General features: G+C 38.5%; 24 protein-coding genes, 3 pseudogenes and 1 other annotated feature. Of the genes and pseudogenes, 20 read left to right on the plus strand and 7 right to left on the minus strand.

Annotated features, from left to right (window positions below; genetic code table 11):
• The first annotated feature begins 237 nt into the window (after positions 1–237).
• On the plus strand, positions 238–723 hold the full coding sequence (locus AC58PQ_RS24515; protein WP_497246275.1) for a peptide ABC transporter substrate-binding protein: 486 nt from the start codon (positions 238–240) through the stop codon (positions 721–723).
• Between the two features lie 279 nt (positions 724–1002).
• Here AC58PQ_RS24515 and AC58PQ_RS24520 read toward each other — a convergent pair whose 3' ends face one another.
• Positions 1003–1404, minus strand: a complete 402-nt coding sequence (locus AC58PQ_RS24520; protein WP_497246277.1) for a VOC family protein — start codon at positions 1402–1404, stop codon at positions 1003–1005.
• A gap of 302 nt (positions 1405–1706) precedes the next feature.
• On the opposite strand from AC58PQ_RS24520, the gene AC58PQ_RS24525 reads away from it, so the two are divergent.
• From AC58PQ_RS24525 to AC58PQ_RS24545, 5 genes are all read left to right on the plus strand, one after another.
• Positions 1707–1922 (plus strand): hypothetical protein, encoded by a 216-nt coding sequence (locus tag AC58PQ_RS24525; RefSeq protein WP_497246279.1) that lies wholly within the window; start codon positions 1707–1709, stop codon positions 1920–1922.
• 335 nt (positions 1923–2257) lie between these two features.
• Positions 2258–2665, plus strand: a complete 408-nt coding sequence (locus AC58PQ_RS24530; RefSeq protein WP_497246281.1) for a hypothetical protein — start codon at positions 2258–2260, stop codon at positions 2663–2665.
• 390 nt (positions 2666–3055) lie between these two features.
• On the plus strand, positions 3056–3688 hold the full coding sequence (locus tag AC58PQ_RS24535) for a hypothetical protein (RefSeq protein WP_497246283.1): 633 nt from the start codon (positions 3056–3058) through the stop codon (positions 3686–3688).
• A 171-nt stretch (positions 3689–3859) separates the two neighbouring features.
• Positions 3860–4354 carry a DUF2716 domain-containing protein gene (locus AC58PQ_RS24540; protein ID WP_497246285.1) on the plus strand — a complete coding sequence of 165 codons (495 nt, stop codon included), beginning with the start codon at positions 3860–3862 and terminating at the stop codon, positions 4352–4354.
• A 735-nt stretch (positions 4355–5089) separates the two neighbouring features.
• Positions 5090–5290 (plus strand): hypothetical protein, encoded by a 201-nt coding sequence (locus AC58PQ_RS24545; protein WP_497246287.1) that lies wholly within the window; start codon positions 5090–5092, stop codon positions 5288–5290.
• Between the two features lie 394 nt (positions 5291–5684).
• Here the strand turns inward: AC58PQ_RS24545 and AC58PQ_RS24550 are convergent.
• Both AC58PQ_RS24550 and AC58PQ_RS24555 read right to left on the minus strand, forming a co-directional pair.
• Positions 5685–6950, minus strand: a pseudogene (locus AC58PQ_RS24550) (IS110 family RNA-guided transposase).
• 431 nt (positions 6951–7381) lie between these two features.
• Positions 7382–8725, minus strand: a pseudogene (locus tag AC58PQ_RS24555) (IS4 family transposase); the annotation flags it as partial.
• 174 nt (positions 8726–8899) lie between these two features.
• Between AC58PQ_RS24555 and AC58PQ_RS24560 the strand changes: the two are divergent.
• From AC58PQ_RS24560 to AC58PQ_RS24570, 3 genes are all read left to right on the plus strand, one after another.
• Complete coding sequence (locus AC58PQ_RS24560) at positions 8900–9049, plus strand: hypothetical protein (protein WP_497246289.1); 150 nt, start codon at positions 8900–8902, stop codon at positions 9047–9049.
• 318 nt (positions 9050–9367) lie between these two features.
• Entirely contained in the window at positions 9368–10228 is an 861-nt protein-coding gene (locus AC58PQ_RS24565) for a copper amine oxidase N-terminal domain-containing protein (RefSeq protein WP_497246291.1), read from the plus strand.
• A gap of 385 nt (positions 10229–10613) precedes the next feature.
• Positions 10614–11219 (plus strand): GNAT family N-acetyltransferase, encoded by a 606-nt coding sequence (locus tag AC58PQ_RS24570; RefSeq protein ID WP_497246293.1) that lies wholly within the window; start codon positions 10614–10616, stop codon positions 11217–11219.
• Between the two features lie 179 nt (positions 11220–11398).
• On the opposite strand, the gene AC58PQ_RS24575 is transcribed toward AC58PQ_RS24570, so the two are convergent.
• Positions 11399–12616: an IS110 family RNA-guided transposase gene (locus tag AC58PQ_RS24575; protein ID WP_497246295.1), complete on the minus strand. Its 1218-nt coding sequence runs from the start codon at positions 12614–12616 to the stop codon at positions 11399–11401.
• A gap of 387 nt (positions 12617–13003) precedes the next feature.
• Positions 13004–13260: a binding site (T-box leader), on the plus strand.
• Between the two features lie 44 nt (positions 13261–13304).
• On the opposite strand from AC58PQ_RS24575, the gene AC58PQ_RS24580 reads away from it, so the two are divergent.
• Positions 13305–14303, plus strand: a complete 999-nt coding sequence (locus tag AC58PQ_RS24580) for a tryptophan--tRNA ligase (RefSeq protein WP_497246297.1) — start codon at positions 13305–13307, stop codon at positions 14301–14303.
• A gap of 112 nt (positions 14304–14415) precedes the next feature.
• Here AC58PQ_RS24580 and AC58PQ_RS24585 read toward each other — a convergent pair whose 3' ends face one another.
• A complete protein-coding gene (locus tag AC58PQ_RS24585; RefSeq protein ID WP_497246299.1) occupies positions 14416–14814 on the minus strand; it encodes a hypothetical protein in 399 nt (132 codons plus the stop codon).
• 151 nt (positions 14815–14965) lie between these two features.
• Between AC58PQ_RS24585 and AC58PQ_RS24590 the strand changes: the two genes are divergently transcribed.
• The 4 genes from AC58PQ_RS24590 (at position 14966) to AC58PQ_RS24605 (ending at position 17547) form a co-directional block, all read left to right on the plus strand.
• A complete protein-coding gene (locus AC58PQ_RS24590) occupies positions 14966–15385 on the plus strand; it encodes a hypothetical protein (protein WP_497246301.1) in 420 nt (139 codons plus the stop codon).
• Positions 15386–16168, plus strand: a complete 783-nt coding sequence (locus AC58PQ_RS24595) for a hypothetical protein (protein ID WP_497246303.1) — start codon at positions 15386–15388, stop codon at positions 16166–16168.
• Positions 16169–16254: 86 nt separating this feature from the next.
• Positions 16255–16791: a hypothetical protein gene (locus AC58PQ_RS24600; RefSeq protein ID WP_497246305.1), complete on the plus strand. Its 537-nt coding sequence runs from the start codon at positions 16255–16257 to the stop codon at positions 16789–16791.
• A gap of 222 nt (positions 16792–17013) precedes the next feature.
• Positions 17014–17547 carry a hypothetical protein gene (locus tag AC58PQ_RS24605; RefSeq protein WP_497246307.1) on the plus strand — a complete coding sequence of 178 codons (534 nt, stop codon included), beginning with the start codon at positions 17014–17016 and terminating at the stop codon, positions 17545–17547.
• 377 nt (positions 17548–17924) lie between these two features.
• Here AC58PQ_RS24605 and AC58PQ_RS24610 read toward each other — a convergent pair whose 3' ends face one another.
• Entirely contained in the window at positions 17925–19127 is a 1203-nt protein-coding gene (locus AC58PQ_RS24610) for an IS110 family RNA-guided transposase (RefSeq protein WP_497246309.1), read from the minus strand.
• Between the two features lie 382 nt (positions 19128–19509).
• On the opposite strand from AC58PQ_RS24610, the gene AC58PQ_RS24615 reads away from it, so the two are divergent.
• Positions 19510–19908 (plus strand): hypothetical protein, encoded by a 399-nt coding sequence (locus AC58PQ_RS24615; RefSeq protein WP_497246311.1) that lies wholly within the window; start codon positions 19510–19512, stop codon positions 19906–19908.
• Positions 19909–20132: 224 nt separating this feature from the next.
• Here AC58PQ_RS24615 and AC58PQ_RS24620 read toward each other — a convergent pair.
• Positions 20133–20231, minus strand: a pseudogene (locus tag AC58PQ_RS24620) (DDE-type integrase/transposase/recombinase); the annotation flags it as partial.
• A gap of 274 nt (positions 20232–20505) precedes the next feature.
• Between AC58PQ_RS24620 and AC58PQ_RS24625 the strand changes: the two are divergent.
• From AC58PQ_RS24625 to AC58PQ_RS24645, 5 genes are all read left to right on the plus strand, one after another.
• On the plus strand, positions 20506–20757 hold the full coding sequence (locus AC58PQ_RS24625) for a Spo0E family sporulation regulatory protein-aspartic acid phosphatase (protein WP_497246321.1): 252 nt from the start codon (positions 20506–20508) through the stop codon (positions 20755–20757).
• A gap of 95 nt (positions 20758–20852) precedes the next feature.
• Positions 20853–22307 carry a PAS domain S-box protein gene (locus AC58PQ_RS24630; RefSeq protein WP_497246313.1) on the plus strand — a complete coding sequence of 485 codons (1455 nt, stop codon included), beginning with the start codon at positions 20853–20855 and terminating at the stop codon, positions 22305–22307.
• A gap of 79 nt (positions 22308–22386) precedes the next feature.
• Complete coding sequence (locus AC58PQ_RS24635) at positions 22387–22842, plus strand: GNAT family N-acetyltransferase (protein ID WP_497246315.1); 456 nt, start codon at positions 22387–22389, stop codon at positions 22840–22842.
• 264 nt (positions 22843–23106) lie between these two features.
• On the plus strand, positions 23107–23661 hold the full coding sequence (locus AC58PQ_RS24640) for an S-layer homology domain-containing protein (RefSeq protein WP_497246317.1): 555 nt from the start codon (positions 23107–23109) through the stop codon (positions 23659–23661).
• A 204-nt stretch (positions 23662–23865) separates the two neighbouring features.
• Complete coding sequence (locus tag AC58PQ_RS24645) at positions 23866–24405, plus strand: hypothetical protein (RefSeq protein WP_497246319.1); 540 nt, start codon at positions 23866–23868, stop codon at positions 24403–24405.
• The last annotated feature ends 158 nt before the right edge of the window (positions 24406–24563 follow it).

The raw sequence follows: 24563 nt of genomic DNA on the forward strand, positions 1-24563 counted from the left end.
CATCATTTGGTAGAGATGATTAGGATGAATATAACAAGATATGAGAACCTTAACCGAAAGTTTTGGACAAATGTTATGCTGTTACCAAATTAATGGACTGCTCGTTCAACGAGGAGCGATTGTTGAATACGTGGCAGCCCTTCACTCCGTTAAAGGGCAGGATAGTTTAATAAACACTTGTTGAAACATAAGTAATATCAATAGCGTCTATGTAAGGTATAAGAGGGGGGATAAAAATTGAAGTATAAACAATTTACAATCTTTTTTGGTATCTTTTTATTGCTCTCTGCTTGCAGTACAAGTATAGAGCCCAAGGAACATTTAGGCGAAATTTATAGTGTTGCTTTGGACTCCATTGTGGAGCAGGATGAAGCACTAAACCACGAAATGAAGTTTATAGCTATTGATATGAGTAATTTCAATGAACTCGATGAGAATGCTAAAGAGGGTATTATCAACTACTTCAAGCAAAAATACAAGGTTGAAGTAATGAATGCCACTTTTGAACAATTAAAAGAAATGGGATTATTCAATCAAGAGACCATGTCTTTGGATGGAATACTACTCAGGATAGTGAAAGTTGACTTTAAATTTAATAATAATGTCTTTTTTGAGGGTTCCAAATACCGCTCAGGTTTAGGGGCAGTAGGAGTGGAAGTTACTGTGCATTATAAAGATAACAGTTGGAAAACCAAAGAAGTCAAAATGACTTGGGTAAGCTAATAATTGAACTCCCTCGGGTAACGAGAGTTCAATAACTTGGCAGCTGACCTTAATGGTACGGCTGCCTTTTCTCAACTAAAAGGCAGGTTAGTTCCAATATGTGTTAATCTAGTTTATGTAAGACCAATAAATTAACACGGGCTAACCCAGGTGATTTGTAATAGTTTCACCCACGAATTTTTCCTTCTAAGCAACGTTTTGAGTTGAATGACAGATATGAGGTTATACGGGGTGTGAAAGAACGCCGGTGACCTTAAGCAGGTGACCGGCGTTTTCATATTAGCGTTTCGGCATTTTGCTCTCATCCATGTACAGCAGATTCCAACGGTGACCGTCCAGGTCGGCAAATCCTGCGCCGTACATCCAGCCGTCAATTTCACTCGGCTTGCCAAAGATGCTTCCTCCGGCAAACTCTACTTTTTGAATAAAGGCATCTACTACTTCTCTGCTTTCAGCGCCAATGGAAAATATTACTTCTGCGCTATGGGAAGTATCTGCGATTTTTGAACCTGTAAATTTCTCAAAGGCCGCATCCGGGAACAGCAGAATCGTTGTTTGGCCTATGGCAAGCTTAGCTCTCTCGTTACCAACGCTCACCGCATGGAATCCAATCTCGTTGAAAAAAGCAGTTGACCTCTCAACATCTTTGACCGGCAGGTTAATCCAAATCTCCTGTGACATGGCTGTAGCCTCCTCGGAATATATTTCCAAACTACTCCTACTATACTCTACTTCTGGGAGCAGAAGCGAATCTTATAAAAGAAACCGCAACATAAATGACACAAGGACCATTTACTCATTATCAAAGAAATCGACTGGGGAGGTTTACCAACTGATGATAAGTTATTATTAAGCTCCCTCGCAGACCTATAGCTCAATAAACATCAGGAAAAGGCTGCCAAAATCAATTGATCGGCAGCCTTCTCAGCTAACGTATTTCGCCACAACATATCATCAAGTTCGTCTAATAATAAAAAGGAGGCGTGAAAATTATTCTCTCAGTAAAACGAATTTTTGTAGGAGTCACACTTGTGCTGATAATAATTGGGGGATTTACTCCTCTTGGAAAGAAAATAAGGATAGAAGCAGCAAAAACTCTCATTTCAACAAGATACCAACAAGAAACTTGGATATTAGTTGGCAAAGAAAAAAGAGATGAATTAGTCCAAGAGTTTTATGATAAATACGGCATTGAATAAGTTTTTACTAACGTAAATACGAAAAATGGAGGATAGTTGATACAAATACAACAATCATGGTATGTATTTTCTTTAATATCAATATTAGAACGAATCCATCTAAAATTAGTTGTTTTATTGATAGGATTAAAATATTATTATATTCACATCCAGAATAATCCTAAGGGTGAGAAAAATGAGTGGTTGGCAGGATTCTTATTTAGGCAAACTTCGCAAAGTCATTGGCACACAAAAGATTATCATAAACTCAATACGGGTGCCGCATTAATCGGCAGCCTCGTAATTTTGTAGGTACGTATATAAATGCTCTGACACGAGGCAAAGAATATGAAGTATTGGTCGAAGATGAGGAAAAACAACAGATAAAAATTGTAGGTGATAATTGCCGAGCAAGGTGGTTCAGAAGAAGCCATCATTTCTTACCTGCTGGAAGTGATGTAATCATTATGGTTTCATGGCAATATGATGATGAAATAAAAGATAGAAGTGAAAAATCATTAGAACATGTTGAGGTTACAATTGCTTTTAGCAATGGCGAAAAGAGATGGTGTTCAATATGCACGAAAGATGGATTGTTTGATTACATCGAGCGAAACATGATGGGTAATGTTTTTTTGATTGAGAATGAAATAATAGTGAAAAACTTTTCTAATGAAGTAGTAGATGATGCTTTAAGAAGTTTAGACCAACAGAATCAGTTAATACGTTTAACTAGACCGTTAAGCTCCCTCGGCATGATTTGATTTCCTCACGCAAGCTCGTCTATTCGCAGGATTTCATCACTTAGATATCGATGATGAATGAAAGATAACGAGATATATTAGGATGTGTCGTCATCCGACAAAACTGTCGGTTGACAAGAACATTGTCCGAATGAAGTCCGCGTAAACCGCGGGCTTTTTTAGTTATCGGATCAAGTTCTTGTCATTTGTCAATGACAAGAACTTGATCCGATTCCCGATTCGTGACAAGAACATTGTCCGATTGCCGACAAGAATTAGACTGACCTGTAACTTGCTAAACTATCGGGCAGGATAGTTCAATCACTTCGCGAATACTTCAATTATGAAGAATTTACGAAATTCGCAGATTAATTGTAATCGGAAATTCATTTAGACCATGGAGGAGATAAAATGGGCACAAAGTTCGCCAATCTTCATATCAAAACTATTAATCATGAAGTAATATTGGATGCACTGCAAAGGTTGAGCAACAAAGCTGGATCAATCCTTGCTACTCCTGATTATTCTGCTATGAGCATTATTGACCAATATGTTTACGGATCTTCTAATGAGAAACAGATTAATAAAACAGCTTCTTCAGTATCTTTTTATCTTAACCAAGAAATGAATTGGTCCAATGTCCTAAATGATCACCTTTCATGGGGAACAGTCGAGCAAATTGGAGAACTCCTTTCTAACTTCGTATCAGAGCCTGTAATGACAATTGGATTTTTTGATGAAGATATATTTGAATTTACTCTATTTCAAGAAGGAGAAATAAAAACTAAAAAATACTTTTGTGAAGAGTGGGCAATAGAAGAATATGGCTTAGAATCGGAAGTAATTGATCTTGATTATTTAGAGAGCGTACTTGAACTAAATCATGAAGAGATAACCAAATTATTAGAATTACGCAATCCTGAACAAGCCATTGATGAACTTTCAAGAATGATACAAATAAATCTTTGGGTTCATTCAGAATGGATTAGTGAAGATAATGAGATTGAGGAAAAATATACAAAGCTAGAATTAAAGATAATGTAAGTATTTCAAGAGGACATGAACTTCCGATAACACCATATTCACGTTTCGGGGCATTCGCCCCTCAGTCCGATTTGACAGCTTTGCGACAGATCCTCTTTTGTTTATTGATGAAATGGGCAGCGTTGCTGCAGTTGTAAGGAATAATATTATCATGGGTGGGGGGATGTAAAAATGGATGGATGGACTTTATTAGAAGATAACGAGCAGAAAAAAATCTGGTCAAGATTTAATAAAGAGTTTAATTTTAATCCTAGCACCAAAATATTTCCATCGTATTGCACTCCCAGCCCGTTCATCAAATATGACATATCCAATTGTTATATTGAAGAACTCTTTAGAGACTTAGAGGAAAAGTCTGTAATGGCGTTTCAGCAATGTACCCAGCCAGGCGAGCTTATTTACGCTTTAGATTGGCAACATGAATGTTATTTAGTGGATGCACGGCTGGAGTTTCCAAGACATGTGCCATGGAGAGTGGATAATGGAGATTGGATAATTTCCATTCATCCAGATGGCGATTATCATTTCTTTCTCGCTAGGGATTTTTCATGGGGAATTCTAGGTCATCCATGGGAAGAAACAATTACTATCTACGGAGAAAAACTTGTAGGCAGTTTGTTAAAAGAAAAACCGCTGATGCTTCACAAAGTGGTTCAACAAGGATGAGAATCGACTAACGATTATTGAACTATCGGATAACTATAGTACAACCAATAAAGTTAGGCTGCCGGTCACATCAGCAGCCATGCTGTATTAACAAATTTAATAATATTTGAACAATGAAAGCTGCCTTAACCGTCCGACAATCGGGTTTTAAAGGTAGTTTTTCATTCATTTGGATGAAAAACTACCTTCAGATAACGCCTGTTGTTTGTAAACTGATTTGTAATATCGCTGAACCTTGCTCTCATAATAACTACGGACTTCGCAGTCAGGTATCCAAATTCCCTTTTGCTCTATAGCAATTAAAGTCTCCTTTAATATCTGTTCGAGTTCAGGACGTTTTAATTGTCGTTGATGCTCGAGCATCAGAGAGATCGTTTTACTTCTGAGTAAGGAAGCGATCCACTCTTTTTGTCTCAACTTTAAAGCGGAAAACTTCTTGTTAGTTTGAAGCAATTTTCCATTTACCCGTATGTGATTTTTCAACACTTAAACCCCATTTTTTTGACATTCATGCTCTTAAATCAAGGATACCATGCCTTTTTCTATTATAACTGATATTTCGAACTGTCACGACAAATTGCAGTAAGCTATTTTACGTAAATGAAGTACTCCCTTCATTGCCCTTGTGATGCCGTTAAACTCGGGCAGGATTGTGGGGTCAACTGTTGAATATTCATGTTATGATTTATATTTCATTCTAGTAGGAAAAGACACTCTAAAAGGTGGTATGAGTTAATGAACCTTGAAGTTGGAAAACATTACAGATTCATTTATGAAAACGGAAGTAAGATTGCTGGGGAATTAACAGACATTAAAATTATTGGAACTGAGATTTACTCACTTTGGATCGATATAGGCAGGCTTCCTGTCTACTTAGCTTACCGCGATTTGAGAGAAATAATTGAAATCGATTCATATGAGAATGAACTGAGCTAAAGCCAAGTAATTAAACTCCCTCGGTATGATTTGATTTCCTCACGCAAGCTCGTTTATTCGCAGGATTTCATCCATTAAATATCGATGATGAAAGAAAAGATAGTGAGATATATTATGGCGTTTCGTTAAATAGGCGTGCGGGAACAGAGGTGGAGTTGAATCACCCAATTCATTCCAAATGCTGCACGTATTCTCAACGATGCCCTTAGCGATTTTCACTCCCATGTCGGGGCGGGTCAAATTGCCCTTACATTCCTTCGTCACATCTATCTAAGGGGTGGATGTCGGTCTTTCTAACGGAACAGGTCAGAGCCTTTTTGCGTAATGTATCCCGATACTCCGTGCTTTCTTTGTCTCCTGCGAATACGCCAACTTGCGTGAGATAAGGTTTATTTTAAGCTGCTAATGCAAAGATTTTATCGGGGTTGTAGGCTTGATCACTACGCGCCATTCCTACTAGGAGTCGAGCTAGCTTTCCACATAGTTTCATGATAGATTTCATCTTTTTGAGTTTTTTTACTTGAACATTATGGTGATGTAAGGCTTTAAATTCTTGGTTACTCATGACCATGCACATCGTGATTAAATAGAGAAAGTGACGCAGGCGTGGACGGCCTCGTTTACTGAGCTTCAGTTGTCCCTTCCATTTACCCGAGCTTGCTTCGGTCACATTGAGGCCTGCGTGACGAAGTAGAGCATTCCCGTGCGCATAACCTCTAAGATCTCCAGACTCTCATAAAATACCAGCTAGAGCAATTGCACTTATACCAGTAATGGCAAGTATTTTGCCTGAATAGGGGATACGTTCAACAACGTCTTTGGCCTCTTTTTCTATCCTCTGTAGTTGTTTAGTGGCTAAGTCATGCTCCTCAAGAAGCTGCTCTAGATGGAGTTTGTAAGCATGTGTTGCTTGCTTAGATCCAACAGTTTTCTTAGCAAGATCGATGAGTAGATGTGCTCTACGCACACCAGAATGTCGCTTCATTGATTTCTGCCATCCTTTAATTACATCGTCAGGACTTAGTTTACATAGCTCAGCCGGGAGCGGAAAAAGCCGAAGGGTTAACAATGCACCCTTGCAGGTTAAGATCTTAAAGACTTGTCTCAGTTCAGGGAAGACAATGTCGACCCAGCGGTGGATCTGGTTAACGGCACTTACGAGTCGTTTAACGACTGTTTCTCGGTTGGCCATTAGTACTCGCAGCTCCTCGTATTCAGAGGAGTGGAAACGAACAGGGGAGTAGTAGCCGTTTTTCACCATGTCGGCAATAACTAAAGCATCTTTTTTGTCGCTTTTAGAGCGTGTATTGTCGCGGTTTTCTTTATTCTTTTTAACAAGATGAGGATTAACAAGTACGGCTTGGATTCCTTTGTTTTTTAGCCAACCAGCAAGGCTGAACCAGTAATGGCCAGTCGGTTCCATACCAACGATAACTTGGGATAATTTATATGAAACTAACAAGTCGCAGATCCAACGGTCGAGGGACTTGAAACCATCTTCGTCATTACTAAACACTAAAGGATTGCCAAGTGCGACACCACGGAAGTTAACTGCTCTAGCAACATGGGCCTCCTGAGCAATGTCTACACCAACAACAATATGATTAAAGGTAATGTTTTCAATGAGTTGATTTTGCTTATCTTGTGATTTAAACTTCATAGTAGAGCGTCCTCCTGGATGATGGAATTAAAGGGCTTTTGACCCGTAGCATACTTCCATCGTACAGAGGCGCTCCTTTTTTTACAAAGCTGAAATTTATCCATCTACAGGAATCTAACGGCGAACTTTAGTTGAATGAAAAGGGATAAATTCAAAAATTAAAAGGATGTGATGTTCTATGGGAGGAATTATAGTTTGGCTACTATTTACTGTTATTAGTGGTTTAATTCTCTATGTAATCATCAGGGCAGCAATTAATAATTCAGATATAACTAACCAAGATGGAGAAGTTAGAACAATAAATAATCAACTTAATCGACAACATCAAGAAATGATGAAACAAATGGAAGATCTAAAACAAATAATAATTGAACAGAATCTCTTATTAAGTGAAATGAAATCAACATCAAATAAAGAATAGTATCGGAAACTAATTCCTTGTAAGAACCCTTGATGTAGCTGGGCAAACCTGAAATCCACTCGTGGAGTTGACAAAAAACCGAAGACTTATCACGTTTAGTCTTCGCCTGAGTTATCTGAATAAATAATGCCATGAGTTGTTGTAAAGCCGTTTCATAGTCCAAATCCCTAATTTCATCCGCAAAAAGAAAAAACAGACCACCTAGAGATTTTCCGTCATTTTCCTGTCGACGCTCAAATTCCATCACCAAATAACGGCTAAATACAACCGTCGTGTGGCTAATCAGCATGTCAAAAGAACGACCCTGAAATTCGGATCCTAGTTTTAAATAGCTCTTTGTAAATTTGAAAAACGTCTCGATACTCCAGCGCATACCATAGATTCGCACGATTTCATCTTCGCTTAATGTCAAGTCTGTGCTGATGATGGCAAGCTATTCTCTACGCTTATTGCGATTTTGAACAAACACGAATTTAGCAGGTAATCCGCAAGCCGTTTCCGCCGTGATGGATCCCAAAATTTCAGCAGATTTACTTCTGGGAAGTGTTGCGTAAAGATCTTTTAGGGACAATAGCTTGCCATTTAATCGGTAGCGTTGCTTCAATTCTTTGACCATACCAATGACGGGAAGTCCCATTTCATTGAGCTGGCGAAGCAATGGTGCTTGCGTGAACCAACTGTCCATAAGCACATAGTCCGCTGTAAAACCACCAGTTAACGCCCGTTTTAATAAGTCCACTACGGCATCTGGTTTACGATGGAGTGCCTCAAGCCGACGCTTGTAGCCTTGGCTGCGCTTAGAAACTTGTTCATTCATTTCACAAATCCGGTTTGCAAGTTTAGCGGAAGAAAGCATGACAAAGTCAATGGGAGCAAAGCTAAAACCATCTGACCAGCCAAGTGTCAACATCGCAAACCCTTTGGTAAACCGACCGGTCGTGTGGTCGAATACACGTGCCAATAGTTCGGCTTTTTTACTGCGATTGCGTTTCAAAACCGAGTCGTCAATGATGAAGACGCGTGTGCGCGAGGCAGAAATAAGAGACTCAAAATGCAAAACGATTTTCAATGCAAAGCTATGGAGAAACTTTCGCCATGCAAATGTGTTCTGGTTCAGGAAGCGATAAATGACATCTTTACCAGGCAATGACTCACCTCGTTCACTTTCCAAAAGACGGAACCAATTTCGACCTTCAAACACGAGTGAAAATAGAAGATGAAACACAGATAAACTAGAAAATCCAAACGATTTAGTAATTCCAGCATTTCGAAGCAGTTGTCCGATTTGCAGGGTTGAAAACAAGATAGAAAACCGAGTTTTTGCCTGTTCAGACAAGGATTTTTGGTGTACCATAGAGTTACACACCTTTCTTTGTTTGCGTGGTTGCTAGTCACTTCCATGATACCAAACAAAGAGGGTGTTTTTCTGTCAAGATAAGCAAAAAATCTCAATTAAGGCTTGTAACCATAAGGATTAACTAGTTTTTCGTAGTGCGAAAGTTGAGTTAGTTAGATAAGGGGGGTTCTAATGTACAGATCTTTTAGCAAGATGATTCTTTCAGTAATCCTATTGTTCTCGCTCATTTCGCTTGTTTTGTTGGCATCAGGTTGTATGAAAGAGGAAGAGCTGAAAACGAGCACTGGAATTGAACACCGCCAAATCCCAAGATTATGGTAGCAGGGAAAAACGCGCCTTCCTGCTAGGAACTTACCAATGGAAGGGCGCTATCGCCGATGCACCTCAGCCGTTGGAATTAGCCGAGCATGTCACACCAAATTGTTTAAATGAGAGAAATACCATCATATCCTGACTTGATTGTACAACCAGACTACATTGAACTATTTAATAAGAATTGAATATGCGATAAACTACTGAATGAGCCCCCATCCTTGGCAAATGGAAAATAGAGTTTGTTACCAATTTGCAATTAGAAGATTGATAAATAACATGGTTTGTATTATGGTGGTGAAAGAAAATTCTTAAGGAGCGATTTGCTTGAAACGCACTATAATTCTATTATCCATCACATGTACATTTTTATTTCTATGCATTCCCATCGTCAGCGCCGAAAACATCCAAAAATCTGAATCTTCTGCTATAGCAGTTATATTTAATCAGGATGTAATGAAATTTGATATTGATCCAGTTATAGAGAATGGAACAACATTGGTACAGTTTCGGCCTGTGTTTGAGAAGTTAGGTCTTTCAATAAAATGGGACGGTTTAACAAAGACGATTACGGGAACAAGAGAAGATTTGAAGATTATTCTTACCATTGGCAGTAATATTGCATATGTGAATGATGTTAAATTTAATCTCGATATTGCACCGAGTATTAAAGATAATATTACAATGATTCCTCTGAGATTTGTTGGTGAGTCGGCTGACTGTTTGGTTCGTTGGTATGAAATAGATCAAAAAATTACTATTTTTTCACCTATTAACACCTATACAAAGACAGAGCAGAAATTTAAGATTCAAGTTGATAATTATTGGTATGAAGATAAGCCGACTAACAGTCTAACTGCATTAAACATATATTACGACGGCGATGGTGCTTTAAATGGTCGCGTTTCTGTACTCCCAAAAGCTAAACCGTGGGGCCATACCATTGATGATCTTATGGATTTAGATAAAGAGAATATTACTCAGAGGGAATCTCTGCAAATAAAGGGAAATAGAGCAAAGCGATATATAAAAGTATTTTCTGAAACAAACAGAACCTCCTTGGTTACAATCGTTGATGGGGGCCCGGTTATGTATCTAATTTCATTTTCTGCTGATAGTGATGCATTTGATAGAGAAAAAGATTATTTTTTAGAGATTCTAGACACTTTTGAGTTATTACACGAGTGAAAATATGATCCGACAAGATAGAATATCCATTGTGTTAATGGAACAGCAATAGAATCCCACTATTGGAGACCACTGCAAAAGCATGGCTTTTGCAGTGGTCTCTATATGATAAGTTTTTTTGTCAGAGTAATGATTATTACTTCATATACGAATGGGGAATTTATGCTATAAAAGCTTGCTATAACAGATTAAGTTATTAAACTCTAACGGCGAACATATAGTTCAATTAAAAACAGGGAGCAGATTGCCGCAGCAGTTGCTCCCTGTTTTCATTCAAGTAACGGGCAGCATAGTTTAGCAATAATTAATCTTTACCAACTATATGGGTCGGGATATGTTATGATACTATTGGAAACTCATACCAATTGAAACGCGGGTGAAGATAATGAGCGCAAATTATGCTTTCGAAGATAATTTTTTTGCGATTGACTGTAAGGATGTCTACCTAAGGGAGTATATACTTGATGATTTGGAAAAATTTCATTCTTTAACATGGCAACCTGAAATACATGAATACTTGCCAGGCTGGAACGTATCTAAAGAAAAAAGAGAAGATTGGTTTATAAACTACGAAATTCCAGGAAACAAACAGTTTCTAAATGCTGTATCGGAAGGTGGGAGTATTAGTGAACTCCGTCTTCGTTTGGGAATAATATTGAAGGAAACGGGAGATTTTATCGGTTGGTGCTGTACTGGATTAAAAGACGAATTGCCGACGCCAAACCGAGAGATCATGTTTGCAATCTCAAAAGATCATAGAGGCAAGGGTTATACTACGCAAGCTGCAAGAGGGTTAATCAAGTATTTATTTGAGAATACAAACGTCGAGGTGCTTAATGCTATTGCTCTTTTGCGTAACGTACCGTCAAATAGAGTAATACAAAAATGCGGGTGTAATTTTCAAAATATTATTGAGATTGATAACGAGAGATATAATTATTACAAACTTAGTAAAAGTGAATGGGAAGTATTGCGTAGTTCGTTAAGCTAACGGAGAACGAGAGTTCAATAACTGGCAGCTGACCTTAATGGTACGGCTGCCTTTTCTCAACTCCCATGAAAATTAAAACTGCAGTCACTCAAAAAGACAATAGTAAATAAGACGCAGCACATTCATTTTTTTTAAAGAGTGGAGCGCCCAAATAAAGAGATATTGGTTTCTTAAAAGAATTAGGAGACTTCTGAAATGGTTACAGAATAACCTAAGTTTTCTAGTCGTCGAACTGCGTACTTTACAATAGATTGTTGCTTTTGTTTGTCAAAATAATCTTCACCTAAGTCTACGTACATTTCCTTACGAGTTAAAAGATAGAAGGCAATTCTTAACATTGCATGAGCCACAGTTATGGCTGCTCGTTTTCTCCCTTTTCGTGCTGCTGTACGTCTATACATGGCGCCGAGATAGTTTTTTGACGATGCAACCGAATGGGCTGCTTCAACCGAGGCAGATTTCAGATATTTGTTTCCGTTCTTGGCTTTGGCAGATTTTCGTTTTCCAGCACTTTCGTTATGTCCAGGTACTAGTCCTGCCCATGAACAGAAATGCGCAGCGCTCGGAAACTGCTTTTTAATATCCGTGCCGATTTCCGCTAACATTTGTTCCGCCATTCGAGTGGCAATACCAGGAATCGAATCTAAACGTTCGACGTCGTCATGGAAAGGGGTTACCCTTATAGCGACTACCTGATCTAGCTTCTCGATCTGTTCACTTAAGAAATCAATGTGAGTTAAAATGGTCTTTATCATCAGGCGTTGGTGAGGATTTACATAGCCTTGAAGAGCGAGTTCAAGATCATCCTTTTTTCGCTTCATGGTGCGTCTAGCGAAGCTCGCTAATTTTTCGGGATCATCTTCACCTTCTGCAATGGCACTCAGCATATCGCGAGAAGAAACGCCCATAATATCGGAAACAACAGAGCCAAGATTAATATTTGCTCCTTCTAGCACTTTTTGAATTCGATTGTGTTGTCTGGCTCTTTCTTCAATAATACTACGACGGTACCGAACAAGTTCTCGAAGCTCCCGTTGATTTCGATCTGGAATGAAACTTGCTTTGAGGAGTCCATGACGAAGAAGCTTAGCAATCCATTCCGAATCTTTGACATCTGTTTTACGTCCAGGCAGTGCTTTCATATGCTGGGCATTCACCACTAAAAATTCAATACCTTCAGCTTCAAGTAAATTGACAATAGGTTTCCAAAATACCCCTGTACTTTCCATAGCAACGTGCGTACATTCATGCTGTTTAATCCAATCGATTAGCTGTAATAGAAACACCGTTTTAGTTGAAAACGTTTGGATCTCCTTTCCCTTCGACGTAAGAATACATGCAGTAATATTGTCCTTATGAATATCCATACCGCATGCTCGTTCAATGACAACTTCCATATTAAAACATCCTCTCTATGGCTAAAACAGAGTAGAGGCTGGTGCAGCAACCAGAGTAGGATTAATCTCCTATGAGTGCTTCCCAAAAGGGAGCGACAATCTGTGATGCACCGTGGTTGTTGGAGTCAGACTAACGGATGGGCTCTATGGCACCATAGTTCATCGACCTTCCTCACCCAGCCATAGTAGCAGTATTGACAGATTTTCTACCCCATTTTCATCATCTGTGGTGCGGCGCTTGCGCTGCATGTATGGCTAAAGGGCAGTTTTGCATGGTAGCAGCTTGGTGGAGTCAAGTTATGTTTTTTTGTTTTTGATTTAAGGTAATCACCAGTATTTGACAAAAACGCAATTGTGGTGTAAAAATTAAGTAATATAATTATATATAACTTTGCGGTGATGAAGAGAGTAAGCATAACGAATACTCCAGAGAGCTGATGGTTGGTGTGAATCAGTGTAGGGATTATGTTGAAGTGGGCTTCTGAGCATCCAAACCGAAAATTCATTGAGTAGGCTTTGGCGAAAGTCTCGTCGTTACAAGAGACGCGCATTCAAACATATTGCATGGTTCGATGCGTTAGAGTGAGTCCGAATTTATATTTGGGCTAATTAAGGTGGTATCACGGGGTATTCTCGTCCTTTCAAGGATGAGTATACCCCTTTTTGTTATATTCTGAGGAGGGATAACATGACAACTGAAATTGTTCTAACAGGTATTAAGCCCACTGGTAAAGTCCATTTAGGGAACTACATCGCTGCAATAAAACCTGCACTTCAAATCGCAAAAGATAGTGATTGCATCGCACTTTACTTTATTGCTGACTATCACGCATTAACATTTATTCAGAACAGAGACGAGTTCAATGATCTGTCTTATGGTATTGCAGCAACATGGTTGGCATTAGGGCTAGATCCAGATAGAGTAATTTTTTATAGACAATCTGATGTTCCAGAGATATTTGAACTTAATTGGATACTATCTTGTCTGACATCCAAGGGATTAATGAATCGTGCTCATGCGTATAAAGCAATTATTGATAATAATCAGCATCTGGGATTGGACACGGACACGGGAGTTAATATGGGCTTGTTCACATACCCGATTTTAATGTCAGCGGATATATTGTTATTTCAATCTGACAAAGTTCCAGTTGGTAAGGACCAGATTCAACATGTTGAAATAGCAAGAGATATCGCTGAAGGCTTCAACAGGAACTATGGAGACACATTCAAATTGCCTAATTATATTGTGGATGAAAACACCTATGTAATTCCTGGGCTTGATGGAAGAAAAATGAGTAAGAGCTATAGTAATACGATACCTCTTTTTGAAACAGCTGATGAACTAAAAAAGCTAATAAACAAAATTAAAACAGATTCTATACCTCCTAACGAGCCCAAAGATCCGGATACATCTAATGTGTTTTTATTGTACAAAGAATTTGCTAACCCCAGCCAAATTCAATTATTAAGGGATAAATATCAAAAAGGTATTAGTTGGGGAGAAGCAAAGCAAGAACTGTTCCAGGTCATGAATGATTATTTAGAAGAACCGCGAAAAAAATACAATGAGTTAATGGCATCACCAGAAATAATTGACAGTATCCTGGTTGAAGGAGCAAAGAAAGCAAGAGCTTTAGCTGCGCCTCTGCTTGAGAATGTAAAAACGAAGATAGGACGCTATTAATAGTTAGACCTTTTGATATAGAAATCAACGTTGGTTTGTTCAACTAATGGAAAACGTTTGTTCAATAAAGAAGGAGCTGCCAATGCAGCTCCTTCTTTATTGATATTTACAACTATTGTAATTGTTTTCCACCTGCAATCATTCTCCCAGTCTCTGCATCAAAGACAGCATGTTGATGAAAAGGCTTTTTATTTACAAATTTGGCTGAAATAAATACGTAAACTTGTCTCTCGGGATTATAACCATCGGCGCTTACATCAGTTGTTGTACCGAACTGTTTAGGTACATGGGAGAAGACATTATTAAGATCCTTGTACAAAATCTTTTCCCTAATTTTGAATACGGAATCGGGATATTCAGTATATTCGTTTCGATTCACTTGCTGATAGTATATGTCTGCTGTTGGGAAATTTTTATTTGCATTTCCAGGATACTTTTCAATCTCGTCTGCATGGGCTAATGGCATAATAAAAACAAAAATTAGGATGCTCATTATTGTTATTTTTTTCAAGTACCCACCTCCTGCCAATTAGTATATCCAATGTCTATTTCAGTATTCTTGATGAAAATCGACACTCATCTGATGTCGGCAACCTTCTTGGTACAAATAATATTTCTGTCTTTTGGGAATAATAATCTCAAAAAATGGTGTTGTTATTCTTATGAAAAAATGGGTAAGCTTCTTGCTTATCTTTTTTGCTTTTTCCTTTTCTACAAAAGCTGCTTCAGAATCACCCAAAGGCAATGAGTTGCAAGAAGAGATCCTTCATGATCTAGCTATTCACGAAACGTATCAAATCATGTCTCAAACGCTAGACAAACAATTTGGTCCTAATCACCAATTAGGTCTTCAATGCCAAAAGATTTTAGAAATTAAGAAAGTAGATCCAGGTTCATTTTACTTTGAAGTAACAATGGAAGGTATGACATTTAAAGGTGCGGATAAGGATAATCCACTAAATGTTATTCTCACGGCAAAAATGTCCAACCACAATGACTCAGGCAATGGGCTATTAAAGAATACTCAATCAAAGAAATGCCAGAAAACTACGTATGTAGAAAACCTGTTTAGGGGGACCTGAGTGATAAAAATGAGAAAAGTATGGGTATTAATTCTGATTTTGACAGTTAGCAGTTTGTTTGCTGAAAAATATGTACAAGCCGAACAACCTAAGAAAGTGGTTGATAAATTTATAAATCACTTAATAAAAAAGGAACAAGATGCAGCTAGGCGATATTTGTTTAGTCAATCTGTGAAGATACCTGAGCTTGTTGAAACAAAACCGATAGATGGATTCAATGTACTGACAACACCACAAAGAAATGATACTCAAATCGTGGTAGCGTATTTTAAAGGAGAACCTGGCGAGGAACGAATCGCATTTATATGGGAAGTAATAGTTAAAGATGAAAAAATCTCATATATTCAGGTTATCCATGATGGGACAAAGCCACTGCTAGAAGAAGCTAAATTGGTGAAAGAATATCAACTGAAGTTTCACAGACGCGTGTTGGTACCCACTGAATTCCCAGCTGAAGTTACTGGTTTTCATGGTTATATTACTGAAAAAAATGAAACGCAGCCTGAGATTCTAGATCTAGGATATAGAATGGAGTCTCTGCACAGCTATCTACATATTGCTGTAATCCCTTCAACTGAGAACCTAGATCGATTTATATGGAAAAACACCGAGATTCTCAAATTAAAAGACGGAACAAAAGTGTTATATAATGCAAACTTCGACTTGGGATATGAAATACGATTTCAGAAAGATGGTTTGAATTATAAATTGACAGTCGGTAAGAAAAACTTGAGCAAAAAGTTTACAATAGATGATTTATTGAAAATCGCAGAATCCATGTAATGAGGCTGCCGCGTGCAGCCTTTTGTACTAACGGACAGCAAGATTGATTAGTTGGGCAAATTACTCACAGATGGAGGTCCATATTGATGAAGAAAATGTGGCTGCTTTGTATTACTTTTCTGCTAATTAGCTGGGGTACACTTTATGCGTCAAATCCCTCATTTGAACAAGCCTATTATGATGCTGGCTACAAATCTTTAAAGGAATCTTTGACTGAATGTGAACAACATTTTCAAAGGGAAATTAAACTACCAAGAGTAGAACCACCAGTTGAATTTACCCATCGCCTCGGGAGATGTAATTATGTAAAAGAAGATGGATTGTCAGTTAATAATAACCATTACGAAGTTGAATATCTAAATCAGTATAAGGCTGAGAATCACTTAATGATTTGGGTTTATCCAAAGATTAAAAAGATCGAAGGATTTCCATGGGCAAGGAATACAATAAGAACTTATACATTAAACAACGGTACTGAAGCAAAGTATGGTACAACACCAGGGATGAGGTTATTTAATGTATTGTTTTTTGATAAAAACGGTTGGTATTACATCATAAGTAGCGATAGACGTTCAGAAATAATAACAAGCGATGTTTTGGTTCAGGTAGCTAACTCGATTTGAATGGATGCATGTAGCAATAAAAATTGAGTGACTGAGAAGTTTGGGAATTAAGTTAAGTTTTGTATATTACACTATGCATCAACCAGTACACGTGACGGTACTGAAAAAAGGACTACAAATAATAATAAGCATTACTTTATTGAACTATCGGAAAACTATAGTTGAGGGGCTCGCTTCGCGGCAGCTCCTCTTTTTGTTTATTTGTATAACGAATCAAGAGGAATGGAAAACTATATAGGAAAATACAGGGAAAACCGTGAAGAAGGGTTTGATTCAATGAAAAAATGGTGGGTGATTACTGCTGCTACATTTGTAATATTCAGTTCAATCGTTTCTGTTGCATCTGCCATAACTCCTATTTCGAACAATGAGCCTCAACTATGCGCGGTTGCCAGTCTAGCTGAAGCGAAAGCTACCCTTTATGCAATGGAAAGAGAAGGAAATTATGAGAAATTTAAATTAGAGATAGATGGCACTATTCGTTTTTTCCCCGATTGGAAAAACGTAAATAATCCTTCATATGCCCCACAATTGTTTTTCATGGACTTAAATCATGATGCTAAAAAAGAATTGATTATCGTATTAACAAAAGGTTATGGCACAGGAGTTTTGGATACTGAGGCTCATGTTTTTCAAGGTGAAAATTACGAAGAAGTGATGGTGGATAACCCTATTTCAATATTATTAAAGAACGTCAAGACAAAATTAACTCCAAATGAAGCCGTAGTAATCATTGGTGATAAAAAAACGTTGTGAATATTGATAAGTTTCAAATAAGCCATGAGAATCTTTTTCCGATGTTGCCTTTGGCAATATTGTTAAATTCGATATTGTTGGTAATCAATTGCTGGTTTCTATTCCTGGTCAAATTTCACCAGCTAGCTTCATTGGTGCAATCGTGATTACATATGAATACAAGGATAAGATGTATCAAGCAAAGAAAGTCGAATATGGAACTGTACCAGAAGGTGAGTAAATGGATCGGCAGTCTGTTCCGCTATTCCAGTTAATATCTTGTCAATATTTAATTATTAATAGTAGGTTCATGAGGTGGTATACTTTAAAAAGTGCGTGGGAAAGAACCGTCCTATTAAGCACGGATATAGATTCCATATATTTCTATTTCTTGTTGTTCACTCTAACCGGAATGCTTCCTTAGTAGTTAAGATGGCAAAAATCCAGTGGATGAGTTTATTCACACATGCAATTACTGCTACTTTGAATAGCTTTCCTTCAGCACGTTTCTTATCATAATAAGCCCTTAATTTCTTATTTCTATTACTGCGAATACCGCATCGTACAGCTTGATAAAAGGCAGTACGGAGTCTCCTGGAGCCGTGCTTAGTGATTTTATTTTGGGTAGCTACAAACTTACCTGAAGAAAAAACACTTGGATCAACACCAGCAAAGGCCACCAGTTTTTTTGCGTGATCAAACCGATCGATCTCACCAATCTCAGCTAAAATTGTTGCAGCAATCTTAGTGCCAATTCCGGGTATCGATTGGATTAAATCATATTCAAGTAGCTCTTCAGCCAGGCCATCTACCGATTTATTAAGGGTTGATAGATGATCCTGGTATTGAAGAAGCAATTTGATGAGCAGCTGCATGGAGATTAAATGGCTTGAAAAAGCCGTCTCCTTAAAGGGATTTCGCTTTGCTGCCGCCCCTAGGATTTGAGCACGTTCCAAGCACCATGAGACGGATTTTCCGCGTCCAGTAAGACTTTGGATTGCAGTAGTAATCTCCAACTCAGACATCTCTAGGACTTCATTTGAGGTTGGGTGTAAAGCCAAAAATCGAAGGGACACCTTTGAATAAAGATCACCAAACACGCCATGATATTCAGGAAAAACTTGATCAAGAATAGCCTGAAACTGTAGTTTTGCTTGGACATACATACCTGTTAAAGCTTCATATTGGCGTGTTAGAAAGCGTAAATTCATGAGATGCTGCCCCCGCTTTTTGTAGGGTTCAAACTCTTCTTTATAGAACAACGTCCCTAATAAATGGGCATCTGCGGCATCCGTCTTTAACCGTCGCAAATTGGTTTTCTTAGCGTTATGTGAGATTAAAGGATTAATGACGATGTTCAAATACTGGTGCTCATCCAGAAACTGAACAACGGGGCTTTGATAATGGCCTGTTGCTTCCATAACAATGGCAGGACGAATCCCTGCTGCCGATTCCACACCTCTAATATAACTTAGAAAAGACGCTAGACCTTCTAGATCATGATTAAACCTAAAGATCTTCCCATGAGGTACTCCACGGTCTAAAAAAGCTTGTGCATGGCTCTCTCCCTTTGAAACATCCACACCAATGACTGGATTCATGACATCACTCCTGAAATATTTTCACCGGTAACCCCTAACCTTCTTGTCTTCCACACTATCGCATGTGATACGGGATTCATGTCCCAACCAGCATAACCATGGTTGAACAAGTAGGGGGGATGAACTGAATAGCTCTCGGAATCCAAGTCCCACGGGCAGAAATGTTCGATCCCCGGCTACCGCTATAATAAGACCATACAAAAATGAGGTCTACCAGAAAGATCTGGTGACCTCATAATACGAACGGGCAGGATGGTTCAAATGATATCACGAACTATTCAGCTAGGGCTTGTCGGCTAATGAAGACTCACGAATTGACCTAACTGGGACCGCTTAGTTCAAAAATGGTTGCCGAGGCAATGAGCATCGGGGGAGGTTAAGTATGGACTTGAAAATTATACAAAAATGCACAAAAACCAATATAACCTTCTATGGGGGCATCAGTCTAACTCAATATCAAGAGTTGACTAAAAGATGGGACGAAATGTTGGCATTAGTTCACAAAGAATTGGATCAATACATTCATGATGATAATTTGTGTTTCAATGATTCTGAAAACTCGTTTCCAATACGCAGCCAATTAACAGGTAATTACTACATTGACACTGTTTCATATTCTGGACACGTAAATCCAACTGGTTATCAGATAATGATAAGTACAAGACTAACTGAATATTCATTTGAAGGTGAAGATGACTATTTGGGGTTAGAAGTAACATTATTTACTCAGACTGTAAACGATACGTTTGAAATTTGGGGTATTGATAGCCATTCAATTTAGCGTCGCTTATGAAAAGCAGTGAACAACATTGATTACGCTAACGGATAATGTTTGTTCAATATGAGACCAGGACGAGGCTGCCGGCAAGAATCGGCAGCAGTTCACCGACCAAAAATGACGTAAAGGATTTCGTGCGGTGGATATGCTGGACTTTTATTCAAGGTGTTTACACGTGCGAGAGGACAAAGCCTTTGTAAAGAAGCGCTTATAGCTGCCAGCAGCATATCCCGATTTTCAGATAACATGAAATCAATGGTTTTCCCCATAGAATCAACGTCTCTGTATAAATACTTCTACTGACCTTTAACTTTGATGTAGGTCTCGTAATTTGGTTTAGTGGCATAGACAAAGTATAGTTTGTCGGTTAACTGCGAACTTTTTAAATCCTTGCATCAGAACCAAGAAGTGTAATAGTGTAGAATGTGCATTTCTCATATAAAGTTCACTTTTTCGGATAGTTGTACTTTTTTTGGAATTGTTATCCAGGTTTAAATTCATTACAATGGATAAATAACCCAGTTTTAATGGGGGGAATTTAGAGATATAGCTATCATATGTAATTAAGCTATTTTGACCACGGTCTTTGTCCGTGACTGGATGACTGGAGGTTTTTCACAAGTGGACAGGTTATCTGAAATCGAAAAAGCTATCGATCTTAAACGAAGAGAGCTTAATCAAGGTTGGAATAAATACGATCTTCGATCGGAAGAAATGTTGAGGTTTTCTCAAGAATTGGATGATCTCTTAAATATTTATAGCAATATCAAACGCGCATTTTGTAAGAGTAGCAAGGTTATCCCGCTTCATTCGAAACAACCCTTAATAAAACTCCGGACTAATGTCAGATAATAAATAAAATAATATTTGGTGTTGTATGACAAGAGCATCGTCCGAAAAATTTCATCCAAAAAGAATTCCTGAGCTTAGGGAGAATGAATAGGAAGGTGCTTATCCTGGAACTGGAACAACTTAACATCTATGATCTTGCTTTTAACAATGCTGCAATCGGGATGGCCCTTATTTCCAGAACAGGCCGATTTTTAAAAGCAAACGCTTTCTTATGCGAAATGTTAGGGTACGAAATGGACGAGGTGCTTGCATTTGACTTTCAAACGATCACTCATCCTGAAGACCTGGATTTGAACATCAAATATGTTACCAGTATATTGGGCGGAGAGATCGATGCATACCATATGGAAAAGAGGTACATTCACAAGTTGGGCCATTCGGTATGGGCGATGCTTATCGTATCATTAATCAGGGATGTGAATGGAAAACCATTATTTTTTTTCTCGCAGATCCATAACATCACAGCAGCGAAGCAGGCTGAATGGATCCAACTTAAAAACGAAGCGAAGTTAAAGGAAAAAGAAGAAAGCTTCTACCGGTTATTGGAGGAGTTGCCGGACGGTTTCTTTATTTTTCAGAATGATTCCTTCCAATATCTCAACAACGCGGGAGTCCAAATCATTGGTGCAAATAGTATGGAACAAGCACTCAATTTGACTTGGCAGGAAGTTATCTCAACTGAATACCAAATGCAGATGCAAGCCAGCAGACAAGAGTTATGGAAGTGCGGTAAGTTTGGTCCGGAAGAGTTTGGGCTCTCTTGTTTGAATGGCGGGACCAAATACGTGGATATCACCCTCATGCTGACTACGTACAACGGGGAACAGGCAGTCCTCGGCGTTTTCCGTGATATTACAGAGCGCAAAACGTCCATGGAGCGAGCGATCCGCTCGGATAAGCTGTCGATGATCGGTCAATTGGCCGCAGGAATCGCACACGAAATCCGCAATCCGCTAACCTCAATCAACGGTTTCATTCGATTAATGAGAAATTTAAAGGCAGAGAAGGATCAATATTACGAGATTATCGAGTCGGAATTGAAACGGATAGAGTTCATTGCCAATGAACTTCTTATTTTGGCCAAGCCCAATGTTGTACAGTTCCAGCGAATTTGCTTGCGTGATCTGCTCGAACAAGTGACAGCATTAATGCGTGTTCAGGCGGCGATGGTGGATGTTGAAATCGTGAATGAGTGGATGGTCGACGGGTTGTGGATTTACGGTGAACCTAATCAAATCAAACAAGTGTTTATCAACCTGATTAAAAATGCTATTGAAGCAATGGGAAATGGCGGGCAGATTCGCCTCACTGCTGGGAGAGATGATCATTTCGTATCTATACTAATCCAAGACCAAGGGTGCGGTATTCCTCCTGATAAGATTACTCTGCTTGGCCAGCCCTTCTATACGACCAAGGATTCCGGTACTGGACTTGGATTAATGATCACGTACAATCTCGTTCATCATCATGGTGGAATCATTACGGTGGTAAGCAGCGAATTGACTGGTACAGCGTTCTGTGTAAAGCTTCCGTTTTATGAGGGGGAATAAAACAAAAATAAAGTGGTGTTTCACGATGCCAATGTGAAGAAATTAATATGACGGTGGAATTTTAGATCGTCTTACTAAAATGATTAAATCTGATGGAACCGCTGTTACTTATAAATATAATGGTTATGGACTATTATATGAGCGTACAGAGAATGGCATAACGAAACGATTTTATTTTAATTGTTCGAATGTTAATGATGAGGCTACGGTTGCTAATGGAACAGCCTCACTTCAAGCGCGATATTTCCGTGGCATTAAAAACGACGAAATTGTAGGAGTTTGCGGATTGAATCAAGACCCGCATTCAGAAAACATAGAAATTGGTCGTGTTCGTCGAATGTATGTCTCACCAAGTGTACGCAGATTTGGGATAGGGCGGATGCTAATGGACTCAGTTATTGCAGAAGCTAGAAAATACTTTCAAATGATTGTGTTGAAGACTTATAATCCTGTTGCTGATTTGTTTTATCGCTCAATCGGGTTTTCGGTAAAAGATTATTCTGAAAAAGACACCCACTTACTTCAGTTAGCGTGAAGCTAACGGGTAACTATAGCTCAATAATGAGAGGGCTGCCGAGAGGTAGCCCTCTGTTCAGCGGCAGGAATTGAAAATAGAAATAATCCCTCTCATTGTAAAATTATGGTAATATAAGGAAAGTAACTCGGAGAGGTGAGGATTTAACAGCGGAAAAAATCACTGTTTATCTGCTTGTGTATTGTACTCACTATAATCACAGCAAAGGTAGAGACTCATACTGCTATTGCGAAAACATCTGCTGATTACAAAGACCTTATCGGCTTGGATGAGAAGACGAAGGCTAAAGTAGACAAATGGTTATATGAAGGCTTAATTCAGGGTATCTCCGAAGAAAGGTTCGGTATCAATGAAACGATTACCCGTGCTGAGTTCGCGAAGTTCGTGGCTCTTGCCGTAAGAATAAAAATAAATGACACATTGGAAATTTCTAGCTTCAACGATGTGAAGTCAGACGATCCTGCATTTGGAGATACACTTCCTTTTATAGAAGCACTTCGCGAAACGGGTATTACTGATGGTATAGAGAGCGATCGTTTCAACCCTAGTGGATTGGTGACAAAAGAGCAGTTTGCTGTTTTTTTAATTCGCTCTCTTGGAAAAGATGCAGAGGGTAAACAAACGCATGGAGGAACCGATGAAACAGTATCCGATTATGCTAAAGGGTATGTGGCACTAGCATTAAAGTTGTTTCCATATCTACGTTCTGACGGATCTTTCTATGGCTCGATCCCAATTACTCGTCAGATGGTCCTATTCGGATTGGATGACTTAACGTTAGGTTTTTGTGGCTGTGGGACCCCGAAGGTGTTGGAGTAAGATAACGATGTTAAATTATGGTATAGGGTATAATTTTATGATGTAAATTAGTAACTCTTCATTACGCTCCCTCGGCGAACGTTAATATGGAACAAGGAGCAGATCGCCGCGACCGGCAGCTGCTTTTTTTGTCATTAACTATTATGCAGTAATGCGTGATAAGATAGTGGTAATATATAGGGGATTGAACAAAGCTGAAAAGAGGTGGCATTAGTTAAAACATTTTGCATTTTTGTGGTGTTGTTATTATGCATATTTCTAATTATTTCACCGAATAAAAGCTTCGCATTGGTATGTTCTGAAAGTGATGAACCAAGAGAATTATTTAAAAGTCACGATTCGGTCTATATTGGCAAAGTCAAAGAGACAACGTATGAGAACGTAGGTTCAATAAATCCAAAAAGCAGGGTAACATTTGAAGTCAAATCTGCATTGAAAGGCGATAACAGAGAAAATGTTACGATTGTAACTACCGCTGGTAGTGAATTTTTAAATGGTAAAGAGTATCTTGTGTATGCTTATAAAACAACGAAGAAGAATTACTTATATAAGTATGAACAAGGCGAATTAGCGACAGATACCTGGTGCGGTGGAACAAAAGAATTATCGCTTGCTAGTTATGACCTTGAAGAAATAGCTGATTTGAAAAAAAAGAATGAAATTCTTAATTATATTAAGATTGTTTCGTTTGTAATTATTACGTTATTAGTGATATTAAGACGAAACCAGTACAGAAAACGATAATTAAACTAAAGGCGAACGATTGTTAAACATTTGAAGGGCTGCCGAGTGGCCAATGTCATTAAGTTACGCTCAAAAACTAGGATGAGAATAGAATTGTAATCTGAAACGGCATGGGATAAGCCCTGTGCCGTTTGTTTTTTTTGCAAGCAAGTAAAAAT

The sequence above is a fragment of the Paenibacillus sp. J22P143 genome (assembly GCF_059692035.1).